Genomic DNA, 24,662 nt, shown 5'->3' on the forward strand with positions numbered 1-24,662 from the left:
TCGCGTTATTACATTTAAAAAGTCATTTTAGTCGGTAGCATCACGTTTTGTTATTGACTAATAAATGCCTGAGTGTAGAGTTTGCGGTCGAAAGTGAGCGGTGCTTGAGTTCAGGGGAAGTAACTTGGCAAGACTGCAATAAACAAAGGATTGTTGTTTTACTAAGTTATTGTTTTAAAAGACTAGTTAATAAGTCTCACAAACAGATACTTAAGCACTATTGTAGTGTCTATTCATAATTTTGTTATAAAGAGAATTATCATGCCGATATCGCTCGGAAACGCTTTTATCAAGAACTTTCTTGGTAAAGCGCCTGATTGGTACAAAGTTGCCATTATAGCCTTCTTAATAATTAACCCGATTGTATTCTTCCTAATAAACCCATTTGTTGCTGGGTGGTTGCTGGTTGCTGAATTTATTTTCACGCTTGCAATGGCATTGAAATGCTACCCATTACAACCTGGTGGTTTACTTGCTATTGAAGCCATCGCTATCGGCATGACTAGCCCTGCGCAAGTTAAGCACGAGTTGGTGGCAAATATTGAGGTATTACTGCTGCTGGTATTTATGGTTGCTGGCATCTACTTCATGAAGCATTTATTGCTGTTCATTTTTACCAAAATTTTACTTGGTATTCGCTCCAAAACCCTTCTATCACTTGCGTTTTGCTTTGCCGCTGCATTTTTATCTGCGTTTTTGGATGCTTTGACGGTTATCGCCGTTGTTATCAGTGTTGCGATCGGTTTCTACTCTATCTACCACAAAGTGGCGTCAGGTAACCCGATTGGTGACCATGACCACACACAAGATGACACGATCACTGAGCTAACGCGTGATGACTTAGAAAATTACCGCGCCTTTTTACGCTCATTGTTGATGCACGCTGGTGTAGGTACTGCGCTAGGTGGCGTAACCACTATGGTAGGTGAACCTCAAAACTTAATTATTGCAGACCAGGCGGGTTGGTTATTTGGTGAATTCCTAATCCGTATGTCTCCAGTGACGCTACCCGTATTTTTCTGCGGTCTCATCACTTGTGCTCTAGTCGAAAAGCTTAAAGTGTTTGGCTACGGTGCAAAACTTCCTAACAACGTTCGTCAAATCCTCGTTGACTTTGACAATGAAGAGCGCAAAACGCGTACCAATCAAGACGTTGCAAAGCTATGGGTTCAAGGGCTTATTGCTGTTTGGTTGATCGTAGCATTAGCCTTACACTTGGCGGCAGTAGGCTTAATTGGTCTTTCAGTGATCATCTTAGCGACGGCTTTCACTGGCGTCATTGAAGAGCATTCCATGGGTAAAGCGTTTGAAGAGGCTCTGCCTTTCACTGCACTACTTGCGGTATTTTTCTCGATCGTTGCGGTAATCATCGACCAAGAGTTGTTTAAACCAGTTATCGACGCGGTGCTTGCCGTTGAAGATAAAGGCACTCAGTTAGCTCTGTTCTATGTCGCGAATGGCTTACTATCAATGGTGTCGGATAACGTATTCGTCGGTACGGTTTACATCAATGAAGTAAAAACAGCACTCATTGAAGGTCTCATTACTCGCGAGCAGTTCGACTTACTGGCAGTTGCTATCAACACTGGTACTAACCTACCATCTGTTGCTACGCCAAACGGTCAAGCGGCATTCCTATTCCTACTCACCTCGGCTCTCGCTCCATTAATTCGTCTGTCTTACGGTCGAATGGTTATCATGGCGCTGCCTTACACCATCGTTCTTGCGATTGTCGGGCTAATGGGCATTATGTTCTTCCTAGAGCCTGCAACTGCTTCTTTCTACGATGCAGGCTGGATTTTACCTCATAGTGGTGATCTGACTCCCGTAGTCTCCGGCGGTCACTAAAATTTGAGTTGATTAGGAAACTTATCCACGTTAAAAAGCTCTGAGTATTCAGAGCTTTTTCTATTTCAGACAGGAACAAAAACGTGACTATTTTAAATTCACTTAACCAGTTTTCGAAGGGACGCTTATCGTGGCTGCTGCTTCTGCTATTCGTCGTTTTCTTTGAAGCATGTGCCCTCTATTTTCAGCACGTCATGATGCTTGCACCATGTGTCATGTGTATCTACGAACGAGTCGCGATGATGGGAGTGGGTGTCGCTGCAATCGTTGGTCTTATGGCACCAAATAACCCAGTTTTCCGTTGGCTAGGTTTGATTGGCTGGGGATTAAGCTCTTACAAAGGACTGTTGCTTGCTCAGCAGCACGTTGATTATCAGTTTAACCCATCACCATTCGCGACTTGTGATTTATTCGTAACATTCCCTAGTTGGGCTCCGCTTAATCAGTGGGTTCCTTGGATGTTCGAGGCATACGGCGATTGCTCGAAGATTGTTTGGCAATTCCTCGATTTATCAATGCCACAATGGTTAGTAGTTATTTTCGCGGGCAATTTAATCGCTTTAGCATTAATTGTGATCGCACAATTCTTCCCAGCAAGACGCACTAATCCGATTCGTTAATCCTTCAGAGAAATGATAACGAAAAAAGCCGACCAGATGGTCGGCTTTTTACTGAGTATACATCGCGGCTATTTAATTTAACCACGTTAACTCAACCACGTGATTGACCACAACACTGCTTGAACTTTTTGCCGCTCTCACAAGGACAAGGATCATTGCGCCCGATACCTTTGAATGGGTTTAGGCTTTGAGCCTTATTGCCTACCATCAATTCATCCGCACCTAACGCCACTTCACCGACCATCAAATCAAGCTGGTCGACCAAATCTGCAAGAGCTGGAGGCGTTTCAATACCGGCGTCGCGCATCTGTTGCTGCGTTGCCGACTCATCGATAGCCAGCATCAAAGTGGTCAGTAATGCTTGTAGCATACGCTGCAATCCATCATTGAGCTCAACGTCTTGCCATTGTTCTTCAATCATTGGCCAAACAGACATAAAGCCTTCGGCAAAATCAGCAAGTTGTTCAGGTTCTTTGCCTGTTAGCTCTAGCACGGAATATTCGTTTCGTTGAATTCGGTTGTGCTGCTTGTGAATTTGCTCTTCTACTGCCGGTTGAATCGCTTTGAATCCTTCACCTAATAGCGGCTCTAACCACTTTTCAGGAGCGAGTGGTTTTGTCGTCAAATTAGCAGCGAGCACTGCGCCTTCGATAAATAGGCAAGATTCATCGATGTGAATTTCGCCTTTCTCAATCAATGTGTATTGCATGACATCTGGTTTCCCATAAATTTGGCGGCATTATACCTCAGAGCATAAAAGCACGTAACCGGGAGTTGCGAGTTTGACTGTATTGAGTGCTTTGAGTCTTTTAATGACAAACTTAGCTTACATCGCTACAATCGCCCTCCTTTTTATCACCAAACTGTATTAGGCAAACTATGCGAGTTGTACTAGGCCCAATGGAAGGCGTTTTAGACCATTTGATGCGCCAAATCCTGACCGAGATAAACGACTATGACCTATGTGTTACGGAATTTGTTCGAGTCATCGACCAGTTATTGCCCGATCATGTATTTCACCGTTTATGCCCGGAGCTGTTGCAAGGTTCTCAAACCGCATCAGGTGTGCCAGTACATGTGCAATTGTTAGGACAAGAACCAAACTGGATGGCTGAGAACGCAATTAAAGCGGCAAGCCTTGGCGCTAGAGGCATCGATATAAATTTTGGTTGCCCAGCCAAAATGGTCAATAAAAGTAAGGGCGGTGCTGCTCTACTTCAGCACCCTGAGCTAATTCACCGTGTGGTTAAGGCATGTCGAGAAGCCGTTCCAGAGGCTATTCCTGTGACCGCAAAAATTCGTCTTGGCTGGGAAAACCCTGAAGATTGCTTTGAAATTGTTGATGCCATTCAATCTGCTGGTGCAAATGAACTCACCGTTCACGCTCGGACTAAGCAGGGTGGTTACAAAGCGTCTGAGATAAAATGGGATTACATCAACCAAATTCGCGAACGTTTTGATATTCCGCTTATTGCGAATGGCGAAATTTGGAATTATGAAGATGGTCAACGTTGCATTGAAACGACTGGCGTTGACTCTTTGATGGTGTGCCGCGGCGCTTTCAATATCCCTAACTTGGGCAACATGGTAAAACACAACCACCAGCCAATGTCATGGCCCGAGGTGGTTGAGCTACTGATCTACTACTCCAAGTTTGAGATGAAAGGCGACAAAGGCTTGTACTATCCAAACCGCGTAAAACAATGGTTCTCTTACTTACGTCAGGCCTATCCTGAAGCAAAAGATCTATTCAGAGAAATTCGAACGTTTAACAAAGCCGCGCCGATTGTTGAGCATATTCAACGTTATCGTGATGAGTTAAATTCTCAGGTTGCATAAAACCTGAGCATTGCAAAGGGCGAACTGCTCGCCCTTTAAGCGCTTAAATCTTCGTAGCAAATCTTATTTTTGCCTGTACTCTTGGCTTGATATAACTTTTCATCTGCCGCTTTAAATAACTCATCAAAGCTTTCCACTCGGTTCTCTTTACTGAACACCACACCGCCAGAGATCGTAAAACCTTCTTTAGTCACGCGTGTCGAGCGTTCGTCTATGGCTTTTTTTACCCGCTCTAGAATCAGCTTAATGCCTTCCGAGTCTTCGTCGTAAATCGCCAACACGAACTCTTCGCCACCAAATCTTGAGGCGACATCGGTGTGGCGAATATTTTCACGTATACATTTTGCAACTAGCTGAATCGCAGAGTCGCCTACATCATGACCATAGGTATCATTGATCTTCTTGAAGTTATCAATATCGAACACTGCTAATGCAACCTGTTTTTTCGTCATCTTATTGCGCCACACGGTTTGCATTCCTCGACGGTTCAACAAGCTCGTCATCGGATCTCTGGCGGCGAGATCTTTAAAATAACGTCGCTCACTATGCATATTCACATAGAACAATACGACTGTGCTCAAAACGTAAATAGAGATCGCAACAATAAGGCTGTATTTTTCGAAAACCGCTAGGTTCTTAGCTTCATCCCAAAGGTTGTACTCGTAATACATACTGTGATTCGCACTCAATCGCTCTAACTCGACTGGTTTGATACGTGTACTGTTTGAAGGAATGGATTGTAAATTGGAAACCAAATGAAACTTACCAACAAGACCTAGCGACGAAGCCATCAACGCATTGACATCAAAATCAATGGACAGCACACCTTGATGCCTCCCTTTTTCGTAAACAGGCACCGTCATACTAATGATTTGACCTTCCATCGAATCCAACATCGGCCCAGGTCCGGCCAAGGTGATGTTCACTTTATCTTGTGCGGTTTTTTGCCAAAATGGGCGCGCTTTTAGCGTTGACCAAAGCTCTCTAGTGAAGTTTTTCGCGTACGTGTCAGGAGACGAAATGACGTAACCACGTTTATCGATGTAGTGAATACCAACGATATGGGATTCAATATCGTGCAGAAAAGACAATGACGGCGCAAAACCCGCCTTTTGTTCAGCTAATTGGTTAATCGTTGAACCTTGCTGACATAAGCTTTCATCGCCCACAATCATGTAATCAAGATCAACCGCAGGTAACCCCTCACTGTAGACACTCTCTAGCAACAAGACGTCTATCGGCCAAATATAACAAAGCCCCTTTTTGACTAAAGAATTGTGCTCTTCAGACAATGGGTTAGCGTAATTCGTATAGTTAGTAAAACTATAATCTAAGGCGGTGAGGACTTTAATACCACGGGACATGGCACGATCAATACGTGCATACTCAGAATCAATATAGCGATTGACCGCATCGTAGTAGTTTTTTGTCGTAACAAGCAAAACCACTACAAATAATGCGAGGGGAAAAAAGATGACAAATGAGAGACTAAATCGCCTTGGGTTAACCATTGAGTACCATGTATGTGAAGGTATATCGTCTCTATCAAATAACGCGATTACGCTGTCTTACCAACTGGCAATGCATAACGCGCATCGCCAGAAAATCAGATAACCAACAAATGTGTACGTGTTGTAGGAGACTGTTTATATATTAAAGAAGTTTAATCAATATAGAACGTAGTGTCACTTTAGTTGCCACAATTTGAAGCTCTGCGCAGGCATATTGACAGAAAGATGACCCTTATAATCAATAAGTTCGCGTCCATCCAGCAGTGACGAAAGATGGGTTGCCTCCAAACCAAGTTGCCACAGAGGCAAGTCAATTGAACCCTCATCGCCACTTAGATTCATCACAACAACGATCACTTCACTTCCAAGTACGCGCGCATAAGCCAGCACGTTGGTATCGCAATGCAGCCATTGAATACTACCAGACTGTAAAGACTTGTACTGTTTACGTATCGAAATCCATTGCTTGTAAATCGACAGCCATGCTGAGTTTTCGATTTCATTCCAAGGGAAACAGCGACGATTATCCGGGTCCAGCCCTCCCTCTAGTCCGACTTCACTCCCATAGTAAATACAAGGTGTACCGACGTATGTCATGAGCAGAGCAAGTGCGATGTTCATTTTACGCTTATCACCATCAACCAGTGTGATAAAACGAGCAGTATCATGACTATCGAGTTGATTTAGCTGCGATAGCTGATTCGAAAATGGAATTTTTGCTCTGGCTTCGTCCAACCATGCTTTAAACTCCAAACCATCAATGTTGATTGGTTCATACATAATATCTTGCTGCGCGATAAAAGCTCGAACTGGATGAGCAAAACCGTAGTAGTTCATCGCCCCATCTTCTTGGTCACCTTGCAGCCACTGTGTTGCTTCAAAAAAGTGCTCACCTAGCACATAGGCATTCGGATTGACTGACTTCGTCGCATGGCGAAACGCTTCAACATAATGAGCATTGTTTTTCGCTCCCTCTCCTTCGCCAAGCATATGAATAACATCAAATCGCCAACCATCGACTGAGTATGGTGGCTTAAGCCAGTGCTTAATGACAGATGCTTCGCTTTGATAGATATAGTCACGCACTTGTTCATTTTCGAAGTTCAGAACCGGTAAGTTACCAATGCCCTTCCAACCAATATAGTGATTGGTTTCGCCTTCAAAAAAGTAGTAATCGCGGAACTTTGACTGCGGATTGCCATACGCCCCTTCTCCTTTTTGTTGGATATCAAACCAAGGATGATGCACTGACGTGTGGTTAAACACCGCGTCTAAGACAATCTTCATATTCTTACCACGGATTTTCTCACACAGTTCAGCAAACTGATCATTGGTGCCAAACATAGGATCAACAGTGAAGTAATCAGTGGTGTCGTATTTGTGGTTACTTGGTGAAGAAAAAATTGGATTGAAGTAAAGCGCTGTTACGCCGAGCTGCTCAAGGTAATCCAACCTCTGCTCTACACCTTTGAGATCGCCGCCAAAAAACTCTCTTGCTCCTGTATTTTTGTGAGATCCCACCGCTTCTCCCCACGATTTAATGATCGCTTCTGAATCATACTGAGCATAAGCGTGGCGAATATCAGACTCACTTTTACTAGCAGAAAAACGGTCAGGAAAGATTTGATAGAACACTTGCTCTTGGACCCAGCTTGGTGGTTGATGGTTTACATTCAACTTAAAGTGGAACTCTTTGGGTGGAATACGCTTTTGTACGCCTCGTGCATCGAGCCAGTATTGTTGTCCGTCTTTGAGGAGCTTAAACACATAATGTGTGACATCTCGATCTCGATTTGGTCGGAACGATGCTTCCCATAGTAACAATTCCCCAGCAGTTCCAATTTGAGTCATGTCGACCAGACATTCTTCATTGTCCGGCTCAAGACGCACATATACGGAATCAAAATCCAATGTCTCGGTTTTCAGTCTGACTGTTACTTGCTCTTGATTAAAAGCTAAACCATCAATAGTTTGACTATGAAAAATAAATGGCAGGTTCATTATGGGCACTCCTCGTCATCGGATATGCCACTATGTTATTGAAGAATGAGAGACAAGAAATCCTCCTTGCGAGTTGACATATCAGCCAATTTTCCCAAGGAGGATCACACTTAGTAGGCGTAGTGACTTGTCGGATACCGCTTAGTTCAACAAGAGACTGTCATCTGCAAGCTCTTCACCACGCACTTTGGAGAACATATCCAACAAGTCTGGTACTTGCATGTTAGCGCGCTGCTCTCCAGCCACATCTAGCACAATTTCACCTTGGTGAAGCATTACGGTCCTATCGCCACATGCTAATGCGTCTTTCATCGAATGCGTCACCATCATCACGGTTAAATCGAACTCATCGACAATACGTTTAGTTAAGTCGATAACAAACGCCGCCATACGAGGATCAAGCGCAGCCGTGTGTTCATCAAGCAATAACAACTTACTCTCCGATAACGTCGCCATCACAAGGCTAACGGCTTGTCGTTGTCCACCGGACAGTAAGCCAATGCTATCGCCCAGACGATCTTCTAAACCAAGCCCTAGGATGCTAATTCGCTCTTGGAACAACTTGCGACGTTTAGCTGAAAGCGCCAAACCCCAACTGCGTTTTTTACCACGCATGTACGCTAAAGCCATGTTCTCTTCTATCGTTAGCTCTCCACAGGTTCCGGCCAATGGATCTTGAAACACTCGTGCGCATTGCGTCGCACGTTGGGCAACCGTCTGCTTGGTGACGTCTTTGCCATCAATGAGCACCTGACCACCTATCATCGGCGTCTCACCTGTTACCGCGCCAAGCAACGTCGATTTTCCTGCGCCATTAGATCCAATCACGGTAAGAAATTGATGCTCTGGAACCTCTAAAGAGACGCCTTTCAATGCACGATTTTCTAAAATCGTCCCTGGGTTGAACGTGACCTGAATGTTATTAAGTTCAATCATAACGCCTCCCCCGAACCATTTTTTGATGCCGCTTGTTTAGCATCGGTAACGCGTTGTTTCGCTCTCATGCTCTGTTTTAGCTTTGGAGCAATAAGCGCCACAGCCACCAATACTGCGGTAACAAGGTTGAGGTCTGAAGCTTGTAAACCAAACATGCCAGAGCTCAAAGCGAAAGCTACAGCAAGACGATAAAGCACCGAACCGATGATGACAGCAAATACCGCAACCCAAATTTTTCGCCCGGGAATAAGGGTCTGGCCCAAAATCACAGCAGCCAAACCAACCACAATGGTGCCCACGCCAGAGGTCACATCTGCAAAGCTGTTCGTTTGTGCAAACAACGCGCCTGCAAATCCGACAAAACCGTTGGATAAAGCCAACCCAAAGTAGGTATAAAAACCAGTGCTCGCCCCTTGCGCAGAAACCATACGCGCATTCACGCCCGTGGCTCGTAAACCAAGACCAAAGTCGCTGTTGAGCAAGCGAATCACAAAGAAAGCGGACAAAAGAACTAAGACCCCAACAACCAGAGGACGAATGAACATCGGATCGCCCAAGGCTTCAAACGGCGTGAGAATCGTATCCTCTCCAAGCAACGCCATATTAGGTTTGCCCATAATACGAATATTGATTGAAAATGCCGCGATCATGGTAAGAATGGAAGCTAACAGGTGCAAAATACCACATCGAACAGCCAGAAAAGCGGTTACCCAACCCGTCATACTACCGGCTATCATCGCCATTATTGTCGCAAGCCAAGGATTAACACCTGCGACAATCGCCGTTGCAGCCACCGCCGCTCCCATTGGAAAGCTGCCATCCACACTCAAATCGGGGAAATCGAGAACACGAAACGTAAGATACACACCCAAGGCAACTAGGCCATAAATTAAGCCAATTTCGAGTGCGCCAAAAAAAGCAAATGCAGACATAACTGCTCCTTTCTGCATGTTCAGGCTGGCTCATACCAACCTGAACTTAAGACTTCTAACGTATACTCCCATCTTCTTTAGCAGAATGCTCTACACGAGAAGTCCGGCGAGTATCAACTTTGGGGCAAGCCTCTATCAACAGACGTGAAGGCCCTAACCCCAAAAAAGAGCGTTACTTATTGCATGCTTGTCGCACGTTCAACCACAGAACTTGGCAGCTTGATACCGAGCTTAGATGCTGCGCTTTCATTAATTACGAGGTCAGAGCCCGTCGCAACTTTTACATCCAGCTTGCCTGGTTCTTGACCATCAAGAATCGCCGCCACGTAATCAGCGGTTTGCACACCAACCTGGTAGTAGTCAAAACCTAAGCCTGCAATTGCTCCTTTTTCGACATATGACGTCGCACCACCAAAGACAGGTTTTTTCGCTTGATTCGCTGCCACAATCATCCCTTCAATCGCACTTGCAACTGTATTGTCTGTTGGGGCGTAAAGAATGTCTGATTTCGCTGCAATCGCTTGAGTCGCAGACTGAACATCAGCACTTTTTAGTGCGGTCGCTTCAACCACTTGTATGCCTTTTGCTTCTGCGCTTTCTTTTAGCAGTTCAACCAAAGTCACGGCATTAGCTTCACCGGGATTAAATACAACCCCGATGCTTTTCACCTGAGGGAGAATTTCTTGGATGAGATCGACATGCTGAGCAACGGGTGAAAGATCAGACAGGCCAGTTACGTTTTTGCCTGGTTGTTCCATCGACTTAACCAATTTCGCACCGACCGGGTCTGTTACCGCAGTAAAGACAACAGGAATAGAGCGCGTTGCCGACACCAAGGCTTGTGCCGAAGGCGTCGCGATACCCACTAACACATCAGGATTTTCGCCGACGTACTGACGGGCAATTTGCACTGCAATCGCAGGGTTACCCTGTGCGGTCTTATAATCAAATTCTAGATTTTTGCCTTCTTCGTAGCCTTTCGCTTTTAAACCATCAAGCAATCCTTGACGCGTCGCGTCTAACGCGGGGTGTTCGACAATTTGTGAAACTGCAACGGTTGCAGTGGCGGCCAGTACATTGGCAGAAGAGAAAATAGCAGTAGCAGATAGAACGGCAGTGGCTAATAAACGTTTCGTTTTCATCATAACTCCTTGATGTGACTTCGTCCTTGTTTCGCGAGCATTCAACATGAATATCGACTCGTGAATTCAAATGTTTGAAGGGGGTAATGTTGTGTTCGTATAACTGTGCACTTATTGCGCATCTTGTTTTTATTATTACTACTAAGTCTTAGTAAAGAAAAGAAAGATTTAACACTAAAGCAACATTTGTGATCGAGAGGTCTCTTCATCTCGATAAGAATCCTTGGTAAACCAAGTAATGTACGCACCATCAAAGATGGTAGGAGTGGCTAAAGCGCAAGGTAATCACAGGCAGGATCAAAAATGGAGTGGCTAATGCACACTCCATTTCAAACAATTTAAATTAGAACCAACGCTCTAGTGAGGACTTATCAAGCTGACGAAACGCTCGATTCAATATTATCGCAAGCTCTTTATAACGAGGGCGAGCTTTAACAGGCTCTAGTGCAAAACCTGTTTCCACAATCTTTTGATGTAGCTCCCGATACCAAGACGCCAGAGAAGGCGGCAATTTCGTGTTGGATCGAGCACCAAGCCACCAAATGCCTTGAAGTGGCAAGCTAATCGCAAACAAGGCAACAACAATGGATTGAGGTAACGCGTGGTAATTGTTGAATGCCATTTGAGTGAGTACGCTGATCGCAGCAACGGCTGGCATGACTTTAATGCCAAAGCGAGTCGCCTTAATGATACGCTGTTCTGGAAATATGGCGCTTAGCTCTTTACGAACCGGCCAGATCTCCATGTAATTCTGGCCATCTTTCAGGCTATGGATCAATCCGACTTTATTACTCATACCGCTCTCTCACTAAAAAATAGTTGAACATTTCAACTGAAGGTACAAAAAATTGATGAAAGTTAATATTCTTTCAAATTTTTTTTGTTATCATTGCTTATTATCGCTATCCTTTGCAGACCCTCAATCTCATTGTTGCTGTTATTTACAATTTAAGCAACTCCGAGATATCTATCTGCACGGATCGCATCATAGTGATGGATGGGTTCATCACTATTTCTTTATATGGAATTAGAACAATTTTTGACCAGGATTAGTACGCAGCCTTCTGGGTATCGGCTATTCTTGTGATTAATTTTTCATTCTTTAACTGATTTTTTATCAGACGAATAACAGGTAGTCATACATGTCTAAGCTAGTTTTAGTTTTAAACTGCGGTAGTTCTTCTCTTAAATTTGCCGTTGTTGATGCCGAGAACGGCGACGAGCACTTATCAGGTCTTGCTGAGTGTCTTCACCTTCCTGAAGCTCGCATCAAGTGGAAACTTGATGGCAAGCACGAAGCTCAACTAGGCAATGGTGCAGCTCACGAAGAAGCACTAGCGTTTATGGTAGAAACTATTCTTGCTTCTAAGCCAGAGCTTAAAGCTAACCTAGGCGCAATCGGTCACCGTATCGTTCACGGCGGCGAGCAGTTCACTCAATCTGCACTAATCACTGATGAAGTTCTAAAAGGTATTCAAGACGCTGCAACATTTGCACCTCTTCATAACCCTGCTCACATCATCGGTATCGAAGCGGCTAAGAAAAACTTCCCAGAGCTGAAAAACGTTGCTGTATTTGACACTGCGTTCCACCAAACTATGCCTGAAGAGTCTTACCTATACGCTCTTCCATACAACCTATACAAAGAACACGGTATCCGTCGTTACGGTATGCACGGTACTTCTCACTTGTTCATCACTCGTGAAGTTGCTGGCCTACTAAACAAACCAGTTGAAGAAGTAAACATCATCAACTGTCACCTAGGTAACGGCGCGTCTGTATGTGCAATCAAGAACGGTCAATCTGTAGACACTTCTATGGGTCTTACTCCACTTGAAGGTCTAGTAATGGGTACTCGCTGTGGCGACATCGACCCTGCGATCATCTTCCACCTACACGACGCTCTAGGTTACTCTGTTGATCAAATCAACACGATGCTAACTAAAGAGTCTGGTCTTCAAGGTCTAACTGAAGTGACTTCTGACTGTCGCTTCGTTGAAGACAACTACGGTGAGAAAGAAGAAGCAACACGCGCAATGGACGTGTTCTGCCACCGTCTAGCTAAGTACGTAGCTGGCTACACTGCTTCAATGGACGGCCGTCTAGACGCAATCACTTTCACTGGCGGTATCGGCGAGAACTCTGGCCCTATCCGTGAAATGGTTCTAAATCGTCTTGGCATCTTCGGTATCGAAGTAGATAGCGAAGCTAACCTTAAAGCTCGCTTCGGCGGCGAAGGCGTTATCACGACTGAAAACAGCCGTATCCCTGCAATGGTTATCTCTACTAACGAAGAGCTAGTCATCGCTGAAGACACTGCACGCCTGACAGGTCTTTAATTGAATTACTGGCTAGCCACTCGGCTAGCCAGATTTTCATTCAAACGAATTTCTTAGGGGCTCAACTCCTATTCTTCGAGCTTCATGGAATAAGAGTTGAGCTTTTATCCCCCAAATAGCTAAAGGTACTCTACGAATGTCTCGTACTATTATGCTTATCCCTACTAGCGCAGGCGTTGGCCTAACAAGCGTTAGCATGGGTGTTCTTCGCGCTATGGAGCGTAAAGGCGTTAAAGTTTCTTTCTACAAGCCAATCTGTCAGCCACGTTCAGGTGGTGATCAGCCAGATCTGACTTCAACTATCGTTGGCCACAACAGCGATATGAAGATCGGTGAACCAATGGCGATGTCTGTTGCTGAAAGCCTAATCGGTAACGACAACATGGACGAGCTGCTAGAAACCGTTGTTGAACGTTACAACCAAATCAACAAAGACGCAGACGTTACGCTAATCGAAGGTCTTGTACCTACTCGTAAGCACCCATTTGCAAACCAAGTAAACGCGGAAATCGCGGCAACACTTGGTGCAGAAATCGTGCTAGTTGCGACTCCAGGTACTGATAACCCAGCGCAACTGAAAGAGCGTATCGAAGTAGCATGTTCTAACTTCGGCGGCACTAAGAACAAAAACATCTCTGGCGTTATCATCAACAAGCTAAACGCTCCTGTTGACGAAGCTGGCCGTACTCGCCCTGACCTATCTGAAATCTTTGACGATGCAGATAGCGCAAAACAAAACGAATTGAAAGTGATGGAAATCTTCAACACTTCTCCAATTCGTGTACTAGGTTGCGTGCCATGGAGCATTGATCTGATTGCGACTCGTGCAATCGACATGGCTAAGCACCTGAAAGCAGATATCATCAACGAAGGTGACATCAACACTCGTCGCATCAAGAGCATCACTTTCTGTGCACGTTCTCTGCCAAACATGATTGAGCATTTCAAACCTGGCTCTCTACTTGTTACTTCTGCAGACCGTCCTGATGTTATCGTTGCTGCTTCTCTTGCTGCAATGAACGGTGTGGATATTGGTGCTGTACTGCTAACTGGCGGTTACGACATCCCTTGCGAAATCGAAGGTCTATGTAAACCAGCGTTCGACACTGGTCTACCTATCTTCAAAGCACAAGGTAACACTTGGCAGACATCTCTAAACCTACAGAGCTTCAGCATCGAAGTACCTGCAGACGATAAAGAGCGTATCGAGTTCATCAACGAGCACGTTGCTGGTCACATCGACGGTAACTGGATCGAGTCAATGACTGAAGGCACTCAGAAGTCTCGTCGTCTAAGCCCACCAGCGTTCCGTTACCAGCTAACTGAACTTGCTCGTAAAGCAGGCAAGCGTATCGTTCTTCCAGAAGGTGACGAACCACGTACTGTTAAAGCGGCAGCAATCTGTGCTGAGCGCGGTATTGCAGACTGTGTACTTCTAGGTAACCCAGATGAAATCCGTCGCGTAGCGGCTCAACAAGGCGTTGAGCTAGGTACTGGCGTAACCATCATCGATGCCGATGCTGTTCGTGAAAACTACGTTGCTCGTCTAGTTGAGCTGCGCGGTGCGAAAGGCATGACGGAAGTTGTGGCTCGTGAGAAGCTACAAGATTCCGTATTCCTAGGCACAATGATGCTTGAGAACGACGAAGTTGACGGCCTAGTTTCTGGTGCTGTTCATACTACGGCGAACACTATCGTTCCTCCGTTCCAAATCATCAAGACTGCACCAAATGCGTCTATCGTATCTTCAGTATTCTTCATGCTTCTGCCTGATCAAGTACTGGTTTACGGTGACTGTGCGATCAACCCAGATCCAACCGCTGAACAGCTTGCTGAAATCGCTATCCAATCTGCTGACTCTGCAGCAGCATTCGGTATCGACCCTCGCGTTGCTATGATCTCTTACTCTACTGGTGAATCTGGTAAGGGTGCAGACGTTGATAAAGTACGTGAGGCAACTCGCATCGCGAAAGAGAAGCGTCCTGATCTAGTGATCGACGGTCCTCTACAGTACGACGCAGCTATCATGGAAAACGTGGCAGCGTCTAAAGCGCCTAACTCTCCAGTAGCAGGTAAAGCGACAGTATTCGTATTCCCAGACCTAAACACGGGTAACACGACTTACAAAGCGGTACAACGTTCAGCTGACCTAGTTTCTATCGGTCCAATGCTGCAAGGTATGCGCAAGCCTGTAAACGACTTGTCTCGTGGCGCGCTAGTAGACGATATCGTGTACACAATCGCTCTAACAGCAATCCAAGCAGACCAAGAAGCTAAATAATCGCTTCTGACATCTAGTTGGACAACTATCCAAAGCCCTCGATTCGTCGAGGGCTTTTTCTATTGTTGGCCACACAGCAAAGAGGCTATTAGCAATAGCACTAATACGCTCTTACGAATACAGCGCCATAAATACCCCAGCCCCAACCACAACACAACCTGTCATCACTGGTGCGATTCGGCGCCAAAGCTTCTTATCCCCTATCGCGATGACCATCCCCATTTTCACAATGGTATTAACCGAAGCGGCAATCAAAATGCCTAACGCAGCAGTGGTCACGCTCAATGTTTGCGTACTTTGACGCCCGAGGGTTAACGAGATCGCATCAACGTCAGTAATCCCTGATAAAGCAGAAAGGATCAACACACCCGCGTTGCCGAACCAGTCAGACAAAGCATGAGCAAGCAGCATAATCACCGCCAACACGAGGCCAAAGAACAGTGCCGACTGCAAAGCAAGAGGGTTCGTTTGCTTATTTGATTGCTCAATCTGCTCAACTTCACTTCTGCGCCAAATCCACCATGCCGGAATGTACAGCGCAACCATCATCGCCATCACAATTGGCCAAAGCAGTTTCACTAATTGTGGATTGATAACAGACAGTACGATAAGTAAACGAGGGAACATGGTTCCGCAGCTCAAAAGAATACCACTAGCGAGTAACGGGCTGATGCTCGCTTGCTCACGAGAAAGATGGGAAAACTGCAATGTTAATGCTGTCGAAGAGCTAAGCCCCGCAAATACAGACGTAAACAAAATACCTCGCTTCGCCCCGCCGATCTTTATCGCAAAATAACCGACAAAAGAGATACTAGCGATCAGCACAACCATCCACCAAATCTCATACGGGTTAAGTGCATTCCAAGGGCCGTAAGATTGATTTGGTAACAGTGGTAACATGACTATCGAGATAAGTAATAAACGCAGTGCTGCGTCTAACTCATACTCTTGCAGTTTTTGTAGCGCTTGATGTAGCTCTCTTTTGTTATCAAGCACCACCGCGGTAATAACGGCCGCTGCTGCAGCCAAAACAGCCTCACCCGACACGGTAAGGTTACCCAGAACAAACACCACCATGATACTAACCACGCCAGTGATGCTCACATCTCCGCTCTTTTTCTGCTGTATAACAAAAGCGATGCAAGTGAGGATGACTAAAGCGATAAGCGCAAAACCAATGAGTAAAGGTGTATAGATGTTGGCGAGAATGCCAACTAAACCACCGAGTAAACCGACTAAAGAAAAAGTACGAATGCCTGCTACACGACTGCCTTCTACGCTATTGCGCATCACCCAGCCACGTTGGGTGCCAACAATTGCCCCTAGTAATAGAGCAATAAGCAGATTCCAAATTAGATGCTCGCCACTGACAAACTCATTGATATCCATGCATCACCCCGTTAAAAAGCGGTTGTTATATCATTAGTTTATTTGAATATGGGTAAGAAGCTGTGACGATGAGAGGATAATCAGAAAATGGCCCCGGTTCCCTGCTTACCATTGCGTCTTATAATTTCATTATTCTTTTATCTACCACCAAAACGTAATAGAACGAAGCGGCCCTCCCTGTTCAATTTATCAGCATTATTTACATTTCAACTGAACTTTCTTACTCGAACTACGTAACGAAGATGGACTGCTATTAAGCAAACTCACACATAAGTAAGGAATACATATGAACAACTCCATCAACAACTCACTGCTAAAGCTTGGTTTAGCTGCAATTCTGTTCAGTTTTTCTTCATTCAGCTTTTCTGCCCCAAGCATTAAAGGCGTTGATCAAGATATGTCCGGAGGAACGGTAACCGCAAAAATGGCTCATGCTGACGACAACGGATGGATGGTCGTCCACCGAACGGACGAATCAATGAAGCCTGGCCCTGTTATCGGCTATGCCCCACTAAAGATGGGACAGAATGAGAACGTGAATGCAATTTTGATGGAACCGGTTGAGTCTGGCGACATGCTGATGCTAATGGTCCACGGAGAAAAAGGGGGAATGAAGACTGGCGTATTTGAATATACACTCGGAGCCAAAGAAGATGGCCCTGTAAAAGTCGACGGAAAATTAGTGATGGACGTCGTACGCGCTAAGTAGACGAGCGCACACTTAAGAGTCACTCTCCTGCTCCTAGTATTTAGTTGGCATCAAAGTACTTAACGATATTGCTAACCGTTAAGTACTTTTTCATTTCTGATGGAGGCAGCAAACTAGCTAATTATTTCTCTTCCATGAGGAGAGTTTAAGTCTAAATCAGGCCCTTTGGGTACAACTTGCGTCGGGTTAATACCAGTGTGGCTGAAATAGTAGTGACGTTTAATATGGTAGAAATCCGTGGTTTCTTCGACGCCTTCGACTTGATACAACTCTTTTAAGTATCCTTGAATATTTTCGTAGTCTGCGATGCGCTGCTTGTTACATTTGAAGTGACCCACATACACGACATCGAAACGGATCAGAGTCGTAAACAAACGCCAATCAGCCTCAGTAATAGTATTCCCCGCTAAATAACGATGCGTCGCTAGGTGCAAATCGATTTTATCTAGCGCAGCAAATAAAGAATCGAATGCTTCTTCATATGCCTCTTGCGTGGTCGCAAAACCACAGCGATACACTCCATTGTTGACGTTTGGATAAACAAAATCGTTCCACTCGTCAATAACATGCTTTAGCTGTTCTGGATAATAGTCATCGTGGTTTCCTGTTAACGCATTGAACTCCGAGTTAAACATACGAATAATTTCTGACGACTCATTCGACACGATCGTATTGGTCTTTTTATCCCAAAGCACAGGCACAGTTACACGGCCTGTGTAATCTGGTTTGGCCTGCGTGTAGATTTGGTGCATACGAGTGTGACCAAATAGTGGCTCAGGAAGCCCCATTTGCCAGCCTTGGCTTAACATATCAGGGCAAACAACCGTGACATCAATATGGGGTTCTAAGCCTTTCAGCTTGCGGAAGATGAGCGTTCGGTGTGCCCAAGGACAAGCAAGAGAGACATACAAATGGTATCGACCAGACTCTGGTTTAAACTCCGCATCAGGTTCGTTTTTAATCCAGTTACGGAATCCGGCATCTTCACGCACAAATTTGCCACCATTTGATTTTGTGTCATACCAGACGTCATGCCAAACACCTTCGACCAACTTACCCATGATTGCGCTCCTCTCATTCTGTTTATGGCTATATTAGCGTTTCCTATCAAACAGAAAATCACTGAACTTAGGACATCATGTTCAAGAAATTCGAATGTATAAATCAGATGCATAAAAAAAGCGCGACCCGATGAAGGTGTCGCGCTTAAGCCCGTCACAGGCTGAATTTATACACTAACGTGCAAACAAGATACCGCGTGAACGTCGTTCCCTTGAATCGTTGGCTTCGTCTTCGAACACTCTTCGGTTGCTTGTGGGCAACGAGTGCGGAACACACAACCCGATGGTGGACTGATCGGCGAAGGAAGGTCGCCTTCCAGCATCTGGATTTTCTTACTGCGTTCAATGTTCGGGTCCGGAATCGGAACCGCTGACATCAATGCGCGTGTATATGGGTGCTTAGGATCAGCAAACAGCGCCTCCGCCTCACCAAGCTCGACAGCATTACCTAAGTACATGACCAAAACACGATCTGAGATGTGTTTAACCACTGACAAATCATGCGCAATGAATACCAGAGAAAGGCCTAGTTCTTTTTGAATCTCTTTAAGCAGGTTAACAACCTGAGCTTGAATAGATACATCAAGCGCCGATACGGGTTCATCACAGATGATCATCTTAGGCTTAAGGATAAGCGCACGCGCAATACCGATACGCTGGCATTGACCACCCGAGAATTCATGCGGATAACGGTTGATCACATTTGGTAGTAGACCCACTTTCGCCATCATTTCTTTAACGCGGTCTTTCACTTCCTGCTTAGACAGTTCTGGGTAGAACGTTTCAAGAGGCTCAGCAATAATGTCGCCAACCGTCATACGTGGGTTAAGAGATGCCAAAGGATCTTGGAAAATCATTTGGATTTCTTTACGCGTTTCACGACGTTGGACGTCTTTCATCTTAGTTAGATCTTGACCCAACCAAACTACTTCGCCATCCGTCGCTTCAACAAGACCGATGATGGCGCGCGCAAACGTCGATTTACCACAACCTGACTCGCCTACTACACCAAGTGTTTCCCCTTCGTATAGTCGAACGTTCACCCCATCAACCGCTTTTAGGCTTGAAGGCTTTGACCAAGGCCATGCCGATTTTGACGCAATGCTGAAGTGAACTTTCAGCTCTGAAATGTCCAGAATTAGCTTTTTATCTACTGCGTTCATTTGTTCCAAGCCTCCCATTCAGAAAAACATGCGCGCTGACGGCCATCACCAAATGGAGTCAGAATTGGCGCTTCACGCTTACAACGATCCATCACTCGGTGACAACGCTCTTGATAAGGGCAGCCCGGTGGTAGACGAAGCAAGTTTGGTGGATTACCAGGAATGGTTGGCAGAATTTCACCTTCCGTATCAAGGCGAGGGATCGCTTTCAACAGACCCTCTGCATAAGGGTGGCTTGGATTATAGAAGATTTCGTTTACGTTGCCGTACTCCATCGTACGACCTGCATACATCACCAGCACTTTGTCACACGAACCTGCAACAACACCAAGGTCGTGCGTGATCATGATGATCGCCGTGTTGAACTCGTCTTTAAGCTCATTAAGCAGGTCCATGATCTGTGCTTGAACCGTCACATCAAGTGCTGTTGTTGGCTCATCGGCAATAAGCAGTTTAGGACGACATAACAACGCCATCGCGATCATTACACGTTGACGCATACCGCCTGAAAACTCATGCGGGTACATCGTGATACGCTTACGCGCTTCAGGGATTTTCACCGCTTCCAGCATGCGTACTGATTCTTCAAATGCTTCCGCTTTGCCCATGCCTTTATGCAGCATAAGCACTTCCATCAACTGGTCACTTACCTTCATGTAAGGGTTCAGCGATGTCATTGGGTCTTGGAAGATCATTGCGATCTGTTCAGCGCGAACTTTGTTCAGTTCTTTTTCTGGTAAGTTTAAGATTTCTTTGCCTTCAAACTTTGCGCTACCAGAGATAATACCGTTTTTAGCCAAAAGGCCCATGATTGCGAATACGGTTTGAGATTTACCTGATCCCGATTCTCCAACGATACCTAAGGTTTCGCCTTGGTTGAGAGAGAAGTTCAAATCGTTTACTGCGGTTACGATACCATCTTGCGTGGTGAATTCGACGCGCAGATCTTTGACATCTAATAAGCTCATCATTGCTTCCTTAATCTTATCTTTTAATTATCTGTCTTTTGGATCCAGCGCATCGCGCAGGCCGTCACCAACGTAGTTGAAGCAGAATAGCGTCACAACCATGAACACGGCTGGGAATGCCAGCTGCCAGATTGCCACTTCCATTGTCTGTGCACCTTCTTGTAGAAGGGCTCCCCAACTTGTCATCGGTTCCTGAACACCAAGACCAAGGAATGATAGGAATGACTCCGTCAGGATCATGCTCGGGATAAGTAGCGTAGAGTAAACCGCTACGATACCCAGTACATTCGGCACGATATGACGAGTGATAATTTTCCAGTTGCTAACACCACACACATGTGCAGCTTCGATGAACTCTTTGCTACGTAAGCTGAGTGTCTGACCACGTACGATACGCGCCATATCTAGCCATGCGATAGCACCAATCGCGACAAAGATCAGCATGATGTTACGACCGAAGAATGTCACAAGTACGATAACTAGGAACATAAACGGTACCGCGTACAAAATCTCTAGAATACGCATCATCACACGGTCAACTTTACCGCCGATAAAACCAGATGCTGCGCCATAGAGCGTACCAATCAGTACAGCTACAAATGCACCCATGACCCCCACCATCAACGAAATACGACCGCCGATTAGCGTGCGTACGTATAAGTCACGACCTAAGCTGTCGGTACCAAACCAATGGTCAGCATTCGGTGCAACGTGCATCGCGTACCAGTCAGTATCATCAAAGGTGTGCGGTGCGATCATTGGCAGAATAATCACCGCCAACGTCATTAGAACAAGAAGGAATAAGCTCACCATTGCCGCTTTGTTGCGCATAAAACGGATACGAGCATCTTGCCAAAGACTGCGACCTTCAATCTCCAAGTTTTCGGAGAACTTCTCAATCGCTTCTAGGTTTTCTTTTTTCGTTAACATAACCAAACGTCCCTGTTAGTAGCGAATTTTCGGGTCAATCATTGCAAGTAGAATATCTACAATCGCGTTGAATAAAATGAATAGGAAACCAATCAGGATGGTTACACCCATTACTAGCGAGTAGTCACGGTTAAACGCAGCATTAACGAATAGCTTACCAATACCTGGTAGACCAAAAATGGTTTCGATAACAACAGAACCGGTGATGATACCTACGAAAGCAGGACCCATGTAAGAAACAACAGGGAGAAGTGCCGGCTTAAGAGCGTGCTTGATGATAATGTAACGGTAGCTTAGACCTTTAGCACGAGCCGTACGAATAAAGTTACTGTTCAGTGTCTCGATCATCGAACCACGCGTAATACGAGCGAAGGTTGCAACATACAGTAGTGACATACCAATGACAGGAAGCACTAAATACTGCCAGCTACCATCTTGCCAACCGCCCGCAGGGAAGATATTCCAGTGAAGCGAGAACAGATAGATAAGAGCAGGTGCCAATACAAAAGAAGGCATTACCACGCCGAGCATCGCTGTCGACATGATGGTGTAATCAATCCAAGTATTCTGCTTGAGCGCAGCAATGGTACCGACGGTAACCCCCATAATCAGGGTAAAGATAAAGGCGATGAAGCCCACTTTAGCCGAAACAGGTAAGGCTACCGCGATCAGCTCGTTAACCGAGTAATCAAGGTATTTAAATGACGGCCCGAAATCCCCTTGGATAACATTGGTCAAATACGTGGTGTATTGTTCAAATACAGGTTTATCTAAGCCATATTTAGCTTCGATATTTGCCATTACTTCGGGTGGCAATGGACGCTCTGTCGAGAAAGGGTTTCCCGGTGCAAAGCGCATAAGAAAGAAAGATACGGTGATCAAAACCAACATTGTTGGGATCGCCTCAAATATCCTTTTTGCGATGAATTTAAGCATAAACTCACTCTTTCAGTCTGTGACAGTTAAATTAAAGAAGTCGTCCAATTCTTTTGGACTAAAGATAGGCGCTACATGCAATTTCTCACATGTAGAGCCTCATTTTTATAGTTCTATCGAGTTACGAATTACTCTGTGATGTAGAGATCTTTAGAGTAAATCTTGTCTTCCGCGTTATTGACTGGGAAGCCACCAACTTTCGGTGATAGTAGACGTGATTTCACGTACTGGTAGATAGGTGCGATTGGCATATCTTTTGCCATCAACTTCTCTGCTTCTAGGTAAAGCGCTTGACGCTCTTCGTCAGAAGTTGAAGCAAATGCTTTGTTCATGATTGCATCGTACTCTTTGCTGTCGTAGTGAATACCACCAGTAGTGTTATTACTCATCATCAGCGTTAGGAAAGATGAAGCTTCGTTGTAGTCGCCACACCAACCTGCACGAGCAACCTCAAAGTTGCCAGAATCTTTGGTAGATAGGTAAGTTTTCCACTCTTGGTTTTCTAGCGTAACGTCTAGACCAAGCGTCTTCTTCCACATTGAACCCAGTGCAACCGCAAGTTTCTTGTGGTTCTCTGACGTGTTGTATAGAAGGTTAAATTCAAGAGGGTTGTCTGCACCGTAACCCGCCTCTTCCAGTAGACGCGCCGCTTCAGCATTACGCTCTTCTTGCGTCATTTTGCCGTATGCAGGGATTTCTGGGTTGAAACCCGCCGTGATTTCAGGCGTTAGGAAATAAGCTGGCTTTTGACCTTGTGCTAGGATCGCATCAGTCACGATATTACGGTCAATCGCATAAGAAATCGCTTTACGTACGCGAACATCATCAAACGGCTTTTTCTTCGTGTTGAAGATGTAGTAGTAAGTACACAAGTTACCCGATACAGACACGTCTTCTGGATGCTCTTGCTTCAAACGCTTGAAGTGCTCTGTAGGCAGTTCATTCGTGAAGTCGATTTCACCTGCTAGGAAGCGGTTCATTTCCGCTACTTGGTTTTCGATTGGTAGGAAAGTAACTTGATCAAGCGTCGTGTTTTCGTTGTCCCAGTATTGTTCGTTACGTTTTAGAACTAAACGCTCGTTTACAACCCAGTTGTCAACAACATAAGCACCGTTACCTACAAAGTTCTCAGGCTTCGTCCATTGATCGCCGAACTTTTCAACGGTTGCTTGGTGAACAGGCTTCACTGTTGTGTGGCCCATCATCATCACAAAGTATGGTACAGCAGTGTCTAGCTCAACCACTAACGTGTGGTCGTCAACCGCTTTAACACCCAACTCACTCTTGTCTTTTTTACCCGCAACAATGTCTTTTGCGTTCTTCATCTTGGTGTATTCCATGTACCAAGCGTATGGAGAAGCGGTTGCTGGGTCGACTGCGCGTTGGAAGCTGTATACAAAATCACCTGCAGTAACAGGATCACCGTTAGACCATTTTGCGTCTTCACGTAGGTGGAAAGTGTATGTTTTGTTGTCTTCAGTTTCCCAAGATTCTGCAACACCAGGGATAGTGTTACCGTCCGCATCTTGGTTTACTAGGCCTTCAAGAAGATCGCGAATCACGTGGGATTCTGGAACACCTTGAGATTTATGAGGGTCTATTGTCGCAACTTCTGTACCGTTACCACGCACCAATTCTTGAACAGCAGCAAGTTTTGGCTCTTTAGAATCAGATTTAGCTTCAGGGGCTGGAGCCGGAGCAGGCTCAGCAGCTTGTTTCTCTACAGGCTTTTCGCCACAACCAGCTAAAGCGAGAGAAAGACCAGCACCAATAAATAAAGCGCGCGTGATTTTATTCTTATACATGCGTAAAACTCCAAATTTTTTCGTTAGCATCCATGACTTCTTTGTAAGGGCCTGGAACGGTCAGAGTTTTAGATTTTTTTAGTGCATTTTCTGAGCACAAAAGCCTAAAACCTTACAAAGACTGCGGCACACATTAGCAATCATTGAAGTAATTTGCCATAAAAATGTAGCAAAAAAACCAATAATCCTGACTAAACCACACATATCTAGCAGTAAACTCTAATCAAAAAGTATTCACCAGCCAAATGGAGA

At 45.2% G+C, this 24,662-nt stretch carries 21 protein-coding genes; 7 read left to right on the plus strand and 14 right to left on the minus strand.

Translation table 11 applies throughout. The annotated features are described in order from the left end of the window. Positions 1-261 precede the first annotated feature (261 nt). Together nhaB and dsbB are read left to right on the plus strand one after the other, a co-directional pair. Positions 262-1,848 (plus strand): Na(+)/H(+) antiporter NhaB, encoded by a 1,587-nt coding sequence (nhaB, locus tag NB463_RS08665; RefSeq protein WP_005396952.1) that lies wholly within the window; start codon positions 262-264, stop codon positions 1,846-1,848. Positions 1,849-1,931: 83 nt separating this feature from the next. Next, on the plus strand, positions 1,932-2,468 hold the full coding sequence (gene dsbB, locus NB463_RS08670; protein WP_005396949.1) for a disulfide bond formation protein DsbB: 537 nt from the start codon (positions 1,932-1,934) through the stop codon (positions 2,466-2,468). A gap of 91 nt (positions 2,469-2,559) precedes the next feature. On the opposite strand, the gene NB463_RS08675 is transcribed toward dsbB, so the two are convergent. Next, positions 2,560-3,177: a YecA family protein gene (locus tag NB463_RS08675; protein ID WP_005396626.1), complete on the minus strand. Its 618-nt coding sequence runs from the start codon at positions 3,175-3,177 to the stop codon at positions 2,560-2,562. 170 nt (positions 3,178-3,347) lie between these two features. Between NB463_RS08675 and dusC the strand changes: the two genes are divergently transcribed. Continuing rightward, positions 3,348-4,307 (plus strand): tRNA dihydrouridine(16) synthase DusC, encoded by a 960-nt coding sequence (gene dusC / locus NB463_RS08680; protein WP_006742820.1) that lies wholly within the window; start codon positions 3,348-3,350, stop codon positions 4,305-4,307. Positions 4,308-4,342: 35 nt separating this feature from the next. Here the strand turns inward: dusC and NB463_RS08685 are convergent, their stop codons facing one another. Next, complete coding sequence (locus tag NB463_RS08685; RefSeq protein ID WP_258432438.1) at positions 4,343-5,818, minus strand: sensor domain-containing diguanylate cyclase; 1,476 nt, start codon at positions 5,816-5,818, stop codon at positions 4,343-4,345. Between NB463_RS08685 and NB463_RS08690 the strand changes: the two genes are divergently transcribed. Next, entirely contained in the window at positions 5,781-5,921 is a 141-nt protein-coding gene (locus NB463_RS08690) for a hypothetical protein (RefSeq protein WP_258432452.1), read from the plus strand. The two genes, NB463_RS08685 and NB463_RS08690, sit on opposite strands and share 38 nt — an antisense overlap. A gap of 71 nt (positions 5,922-5,992) precedes the next feature. On the opposite strand, the gene malZ is transcribed toward NB463_RS08690, so the two are convergent. The 5 genes from malZ to yfbV all read right to left on the minus strand — a co-directional run bounded on the left by malZ (position 5,993) and on the right by yfbV (position 11,625). Beyond that, on the minus strand, positions 5,993-7,819 hold the full coding sequence (gene malZ / locus NB463_RS08695) for a maltodextrin glucosidase (RefSeq protein ID WP_258432439.1): 1,827 nt from the start codon (positions 7,817-7,819) through the stop codon (positions 5,993-5,995). Positions 7,820-7,960: 141 nt separating this feature from the next. Next, on the minus strand, positions 7,961-8,755 hold the full coding sequence (locus NB463_RS08700; RefSeq protein WP_258432440.1) for an ABC transporter ATP-binding protein: 795 nt from the start codon (positions 8,753-8,755) through the stop codon (positions 7,961-7,963). Beyond that, positions 8,752-9,687, minus strand: a complete 936-nt coding sequence (locus NB463_RS08705) for an ABC transporter permease (protein WP_258432441.1) — start codon at positions 9,685-9,687, stop codon at positions 8,752-8,754. The genes NB463_RS08700 and NB463_RS08705 overlap by 4 nt, the downstream gene beginning before the upstream one ends. Positions 9,688-9,863: 176 nt before the next feature. Further along, positions 9,864-10,829, minus strand: a complete 966-nt coding sequence (locus tag NB463_RS08710; protein ID WP_047010059.1) for an ABC transporter substrate-binding protein — start codon at positions 10,827-10,829, stop codon at positions 9,864-9,866. Between the two features lie 343 nt (positions 10,830-11,172). Then, entirely contained in the window at positions 11,173-11,625 is a 453-nt protein-coding gene (gene yfbV, locus NB463_RS08715) for a terminus macrodomain insulation protein YfbV (protein WP_005380809.1), read from the minus strand. Between the two features lie 346 nt (positions 11,626-11,971). Here yfbV and NB463_RS08720 point away from each other — a divergent pair, with 346 nt between their 5' ends. Beyond that, positions 11,972-13,168 carry an acetate kinase gene (locus NB463_RS08720; protein ID WP_005396635.1) on the plus strand — a complete coding sequence of 399 codons (1,197 nt, stop codon included), beginning with the start codon at positions 11,972-11,974 and terminating at the stop codon, positions 13,166-13,168. 136 nt (positions 13,169-13,304) lie between these two features. After that, positions 13,305-15,449 (plus strand): phosphate acetyltransferase, encoded by a 2,145-nt coding sequence (gene pta / locus NB463_RS08725; RefSeq protein ID WP_258432442.1) that lies wholly within the window; start codon positions 13,305-13,307, stop codon positions 15,447-15,449. A 111-nt stretch (positions 15,450-15,560) separates the two neighbouring features. Here the strand turns inward: pta and NB463_RS08730 are convergent, their stop codons facing one another. Continuing rightward, positions 15,561-16,838, minus strand: coding sequence for an MgtC/SapB family protein (locus NB463_RS08730; RefSeq protein WP_065646642.1), 1,278 nt, complete (start codon positions 16,836-16,838; stop codon positions 15,561-15,563). Positions 16,839-17,124: 286 nt separating this feature from the next. On the opposite strand from NB463_RS08730, the gene NB463_RS08735 reads away from it, so the two are divergent. Then, entirely contained in the window at positions 17,125-17,547 is a 423-nt protein-coding gene (locus tag NB463_RS08735) for a DUF7282 domain-containing protein (protein WP_012841581.1), read from the plus strand. 113 nt (positions 17,548-17,660) lie between these two features. Here NB463_RS08735 and NB463_RS08740 read toward each other — a convergent pair whose 3' ends face one another. From NB463_RS08740 to NB463_RS08765, 6 genes are all read right to left on the minus strand, one after another. Then, complete coding sequence (locus NB463_RS08740; protein WP_258432443.1) at positions 17,661-18,608, minus strand: glutathione S-transferase family protein; 948 nt, start codon at positions 18,606-18,608, stop codon at positions 17,661-17,663. A gap of 167 nt (positions 18,609-18,775) precedes the next feature. Next, positions 18,776-19,789 (minus strand): murein tripeptide/oligopeptide ABC transporter ATP binding protein OppF, encoded by a 1,014-nt coding sequence (gene oppF, locus NB463_RS08745; RefSeq protein ID WP_309303502.1) that lies wholly within the window; start codon positions 19,787-19,789, stop codon positions 18,776-18,778. Next, complete coding sequence (locus NB463_RS08750) at positions 19,768-20,739, minus strand: ABC transporter ATP-binding protein (RefSeq protein ID WP_005396641.1); 972 nt, start codon at positions 20,737-20,739, stop codon at positions 19,768-19,770. Before NB463_RS08750 ends, oppF begins: the two co-directional genes overlap by 22 nt. A gap of 27 nt (positions 20,740-20,766) precedes the next feature. Continuing rightward, positions 20,767-21,669 carry an oligopeptide ABC transporter permease OppC gene (gene oppC, locus NB463_RS08755; protein ID WP_005396642.1) on the minus strand — a complete coding sequence of 301 codons (903 nt, stop codon included), beginning with the start codon at positions 21,667-21,669 and terminating at the stop codon, positions 20,767-20,769. A gap of 15 nt (positions 21,670-21,684) precedes the next feature. Continuing rightward, positions 21,685-22,605, minus strand: coding sequence for an oligopeptide ABC transporter permease OppB (gene oppB, locus NB463_RS08760; RefSeq protein ID WP_006742810.1), 921 nt, complete (start codon positions 22,603-22,605; stop codon positions 21,685-21,687). 128 nt (positions 22,606-22,733) lie between these two features. Then, a complete protein-coding gene (locus NB463_RS08765; protein ID WP_150919154.1) occupies positions 22,734-24,410 on the minus strand; it encodes an ABC transporter substrate-binding protein in 1,677 nt (558 codons plus the stop codon). Between the last annotated feature and the right edge of the window lie 252 nt (positions 24,411-24,662).

It is taken from the genome of Vibrio sp. RM-41-2B (assembly GCF_024744415.1).
In the GTDB taxonomy this organism is placed as follows: Bacteria; Pseudomonadota; Gammaproteobacteria; order Enterobacterales; family Vibrionaceae; genus Vibrio; species Vibrio diabolicus.

Excerpts from the sequence above, each read along its gene's own strand:
- NB463_RS08675 (WP_005396626.1), bottom strand. The coding sequence starts at position 3,177 with ATGCAATACACATTGATTGAGAAAGGCGAAATTCACATCGATGAATCT.
- oppC (WP_005396642.1), bottom strand. The coding sequence starts at position 21,669 with ATGTTAACGAAAAAAGAAAACCTAGAAGCGATTGAGAAGTTCTCCGAA.
- oppB (WP_006742810.1), bottom strand. The coding sequence starts at position 22,605 with ATGCTTAAATTCATCGCAAAAAGGATATTTGAGGCGATCCCAACAATG.
- NB463_RS08720 (WP_005396635.1), top strand. The coding sequence starts at position 11,972 with ATGTCTAAGCTAGTTTTAGTTTTAAACTGCGGTAGTTCTTCTCTTAAA.
- NB463_RS08710 (WP_047010059.1), bottom strand. The coding sequence starts at position 10,829 with ATGAAAACGAAACGTTTATTAGCCACTGCCGTTCTATCTGCTACTGCT.
- malZ (WP_258432439.1), bottom strand. The coding sequence starts at position 7,819 with ATGAACCTGCCATTTATTTTTCATAGTCAAACTATTGATGGTTTAGCT.
- oppF (WP_309303502.1), bottom strand. The coding sequence starts at position 19,789 with ATGGGAGGCTTGGAACAAATGAACGCAGTAGATAAAAAGCTAATTCTG.
- NB463_RS08735 (WP_012841581.1), top strand. The coding sequence starts at position 17,125 with ATGAACAACTCCATCAACAACTCACTGCTAAAGCTTGGTTTAGCTGCA.
- yfbV (WP_005380809.1), bottom strand. The coding sequence starts at position 11,625 with ATGAGTAATAAAGTCGGATTGATCCATAGCCTGAAAGATGGCCAGAAT.
- NB463_RS08705 (WP_258432441.1), bottom strand. The coding sequence starts at position 9,687 with ATGTCTGCATTTGCTTTTTTTGGCGCACTCGAAATTGGCTTAATTTAT.
- pta (WP_258432442.1), top strand. The coding sequence starts at position 13,305 with ATGTCTCGTACTATTATGCTTATCCCTACTAGCGCAGGCGTTGGCCTA.
- NB463_RS08750 (WP_005396641.1), bottom strand. The coding sequence starts at position 20,739 with ATGAGCTTATTAGATGTCAAAGATCTGCGCGTCGAATTCACCACGCAA.
- NB463_RS08765 (WP_150919154.1), bottom strand. The coding sequence starts at position 24,410 with ATGTATAAGAATAAAATCACGCGCGCTTTATTTATTGGTGCTGGTCTT.
- NB463_RS08690 (WP_258432452.1), top strand. The coding sequence starts at position 5,781 with ATGACAAATGAGAGACTAAATCGCCTTGGGTTAACCATTGAGTACCAT.
- NB463_RS08700 (WP_258432440.1), bottom strand. The coding sequence starts at position 8,755 with ATGATTGAACTTAATAACATTCAGGTCACGTTCAACCCAGGGACGATT.
- NB463_RS08730 (WP_065646642.1), bottom strand. The coding sequence starts at position 16,838 with ATGGATATCAATGAGTTTGTCAGTGGCGAGCATCTAATTTGGAATCTG.
- dusC (WP_006742820.1), top strand. The coding sequence starts at position 3,348 with ATGCGAGTTGTACTAGGCCCAATGGAAGGCGTTTTAGACCATTTGATG.
- NB463_RS08740 (WP_258432443.1), bottom strand. The coding sequence starts at position 18,608 with ATGGGTAAGTTGGTCGAAGGTGTTTGGCATGACGTCTGGTATGACACA.
- nhaB (WP_005396952.1), top strand. The coding sequence starts at position 262 with ATGCCGATATCGCTCGGAAACGCTTTTATCAAGAACTTTCTTGGTAAA.
- NB463_RS08685 (WP_258432438.1), bottom strand. The coding sequence starts at position 5,818 with ATGGTTAACCCAAGGCGATTTAGTCTCTCATTTGTCATCTTTTTTCCC.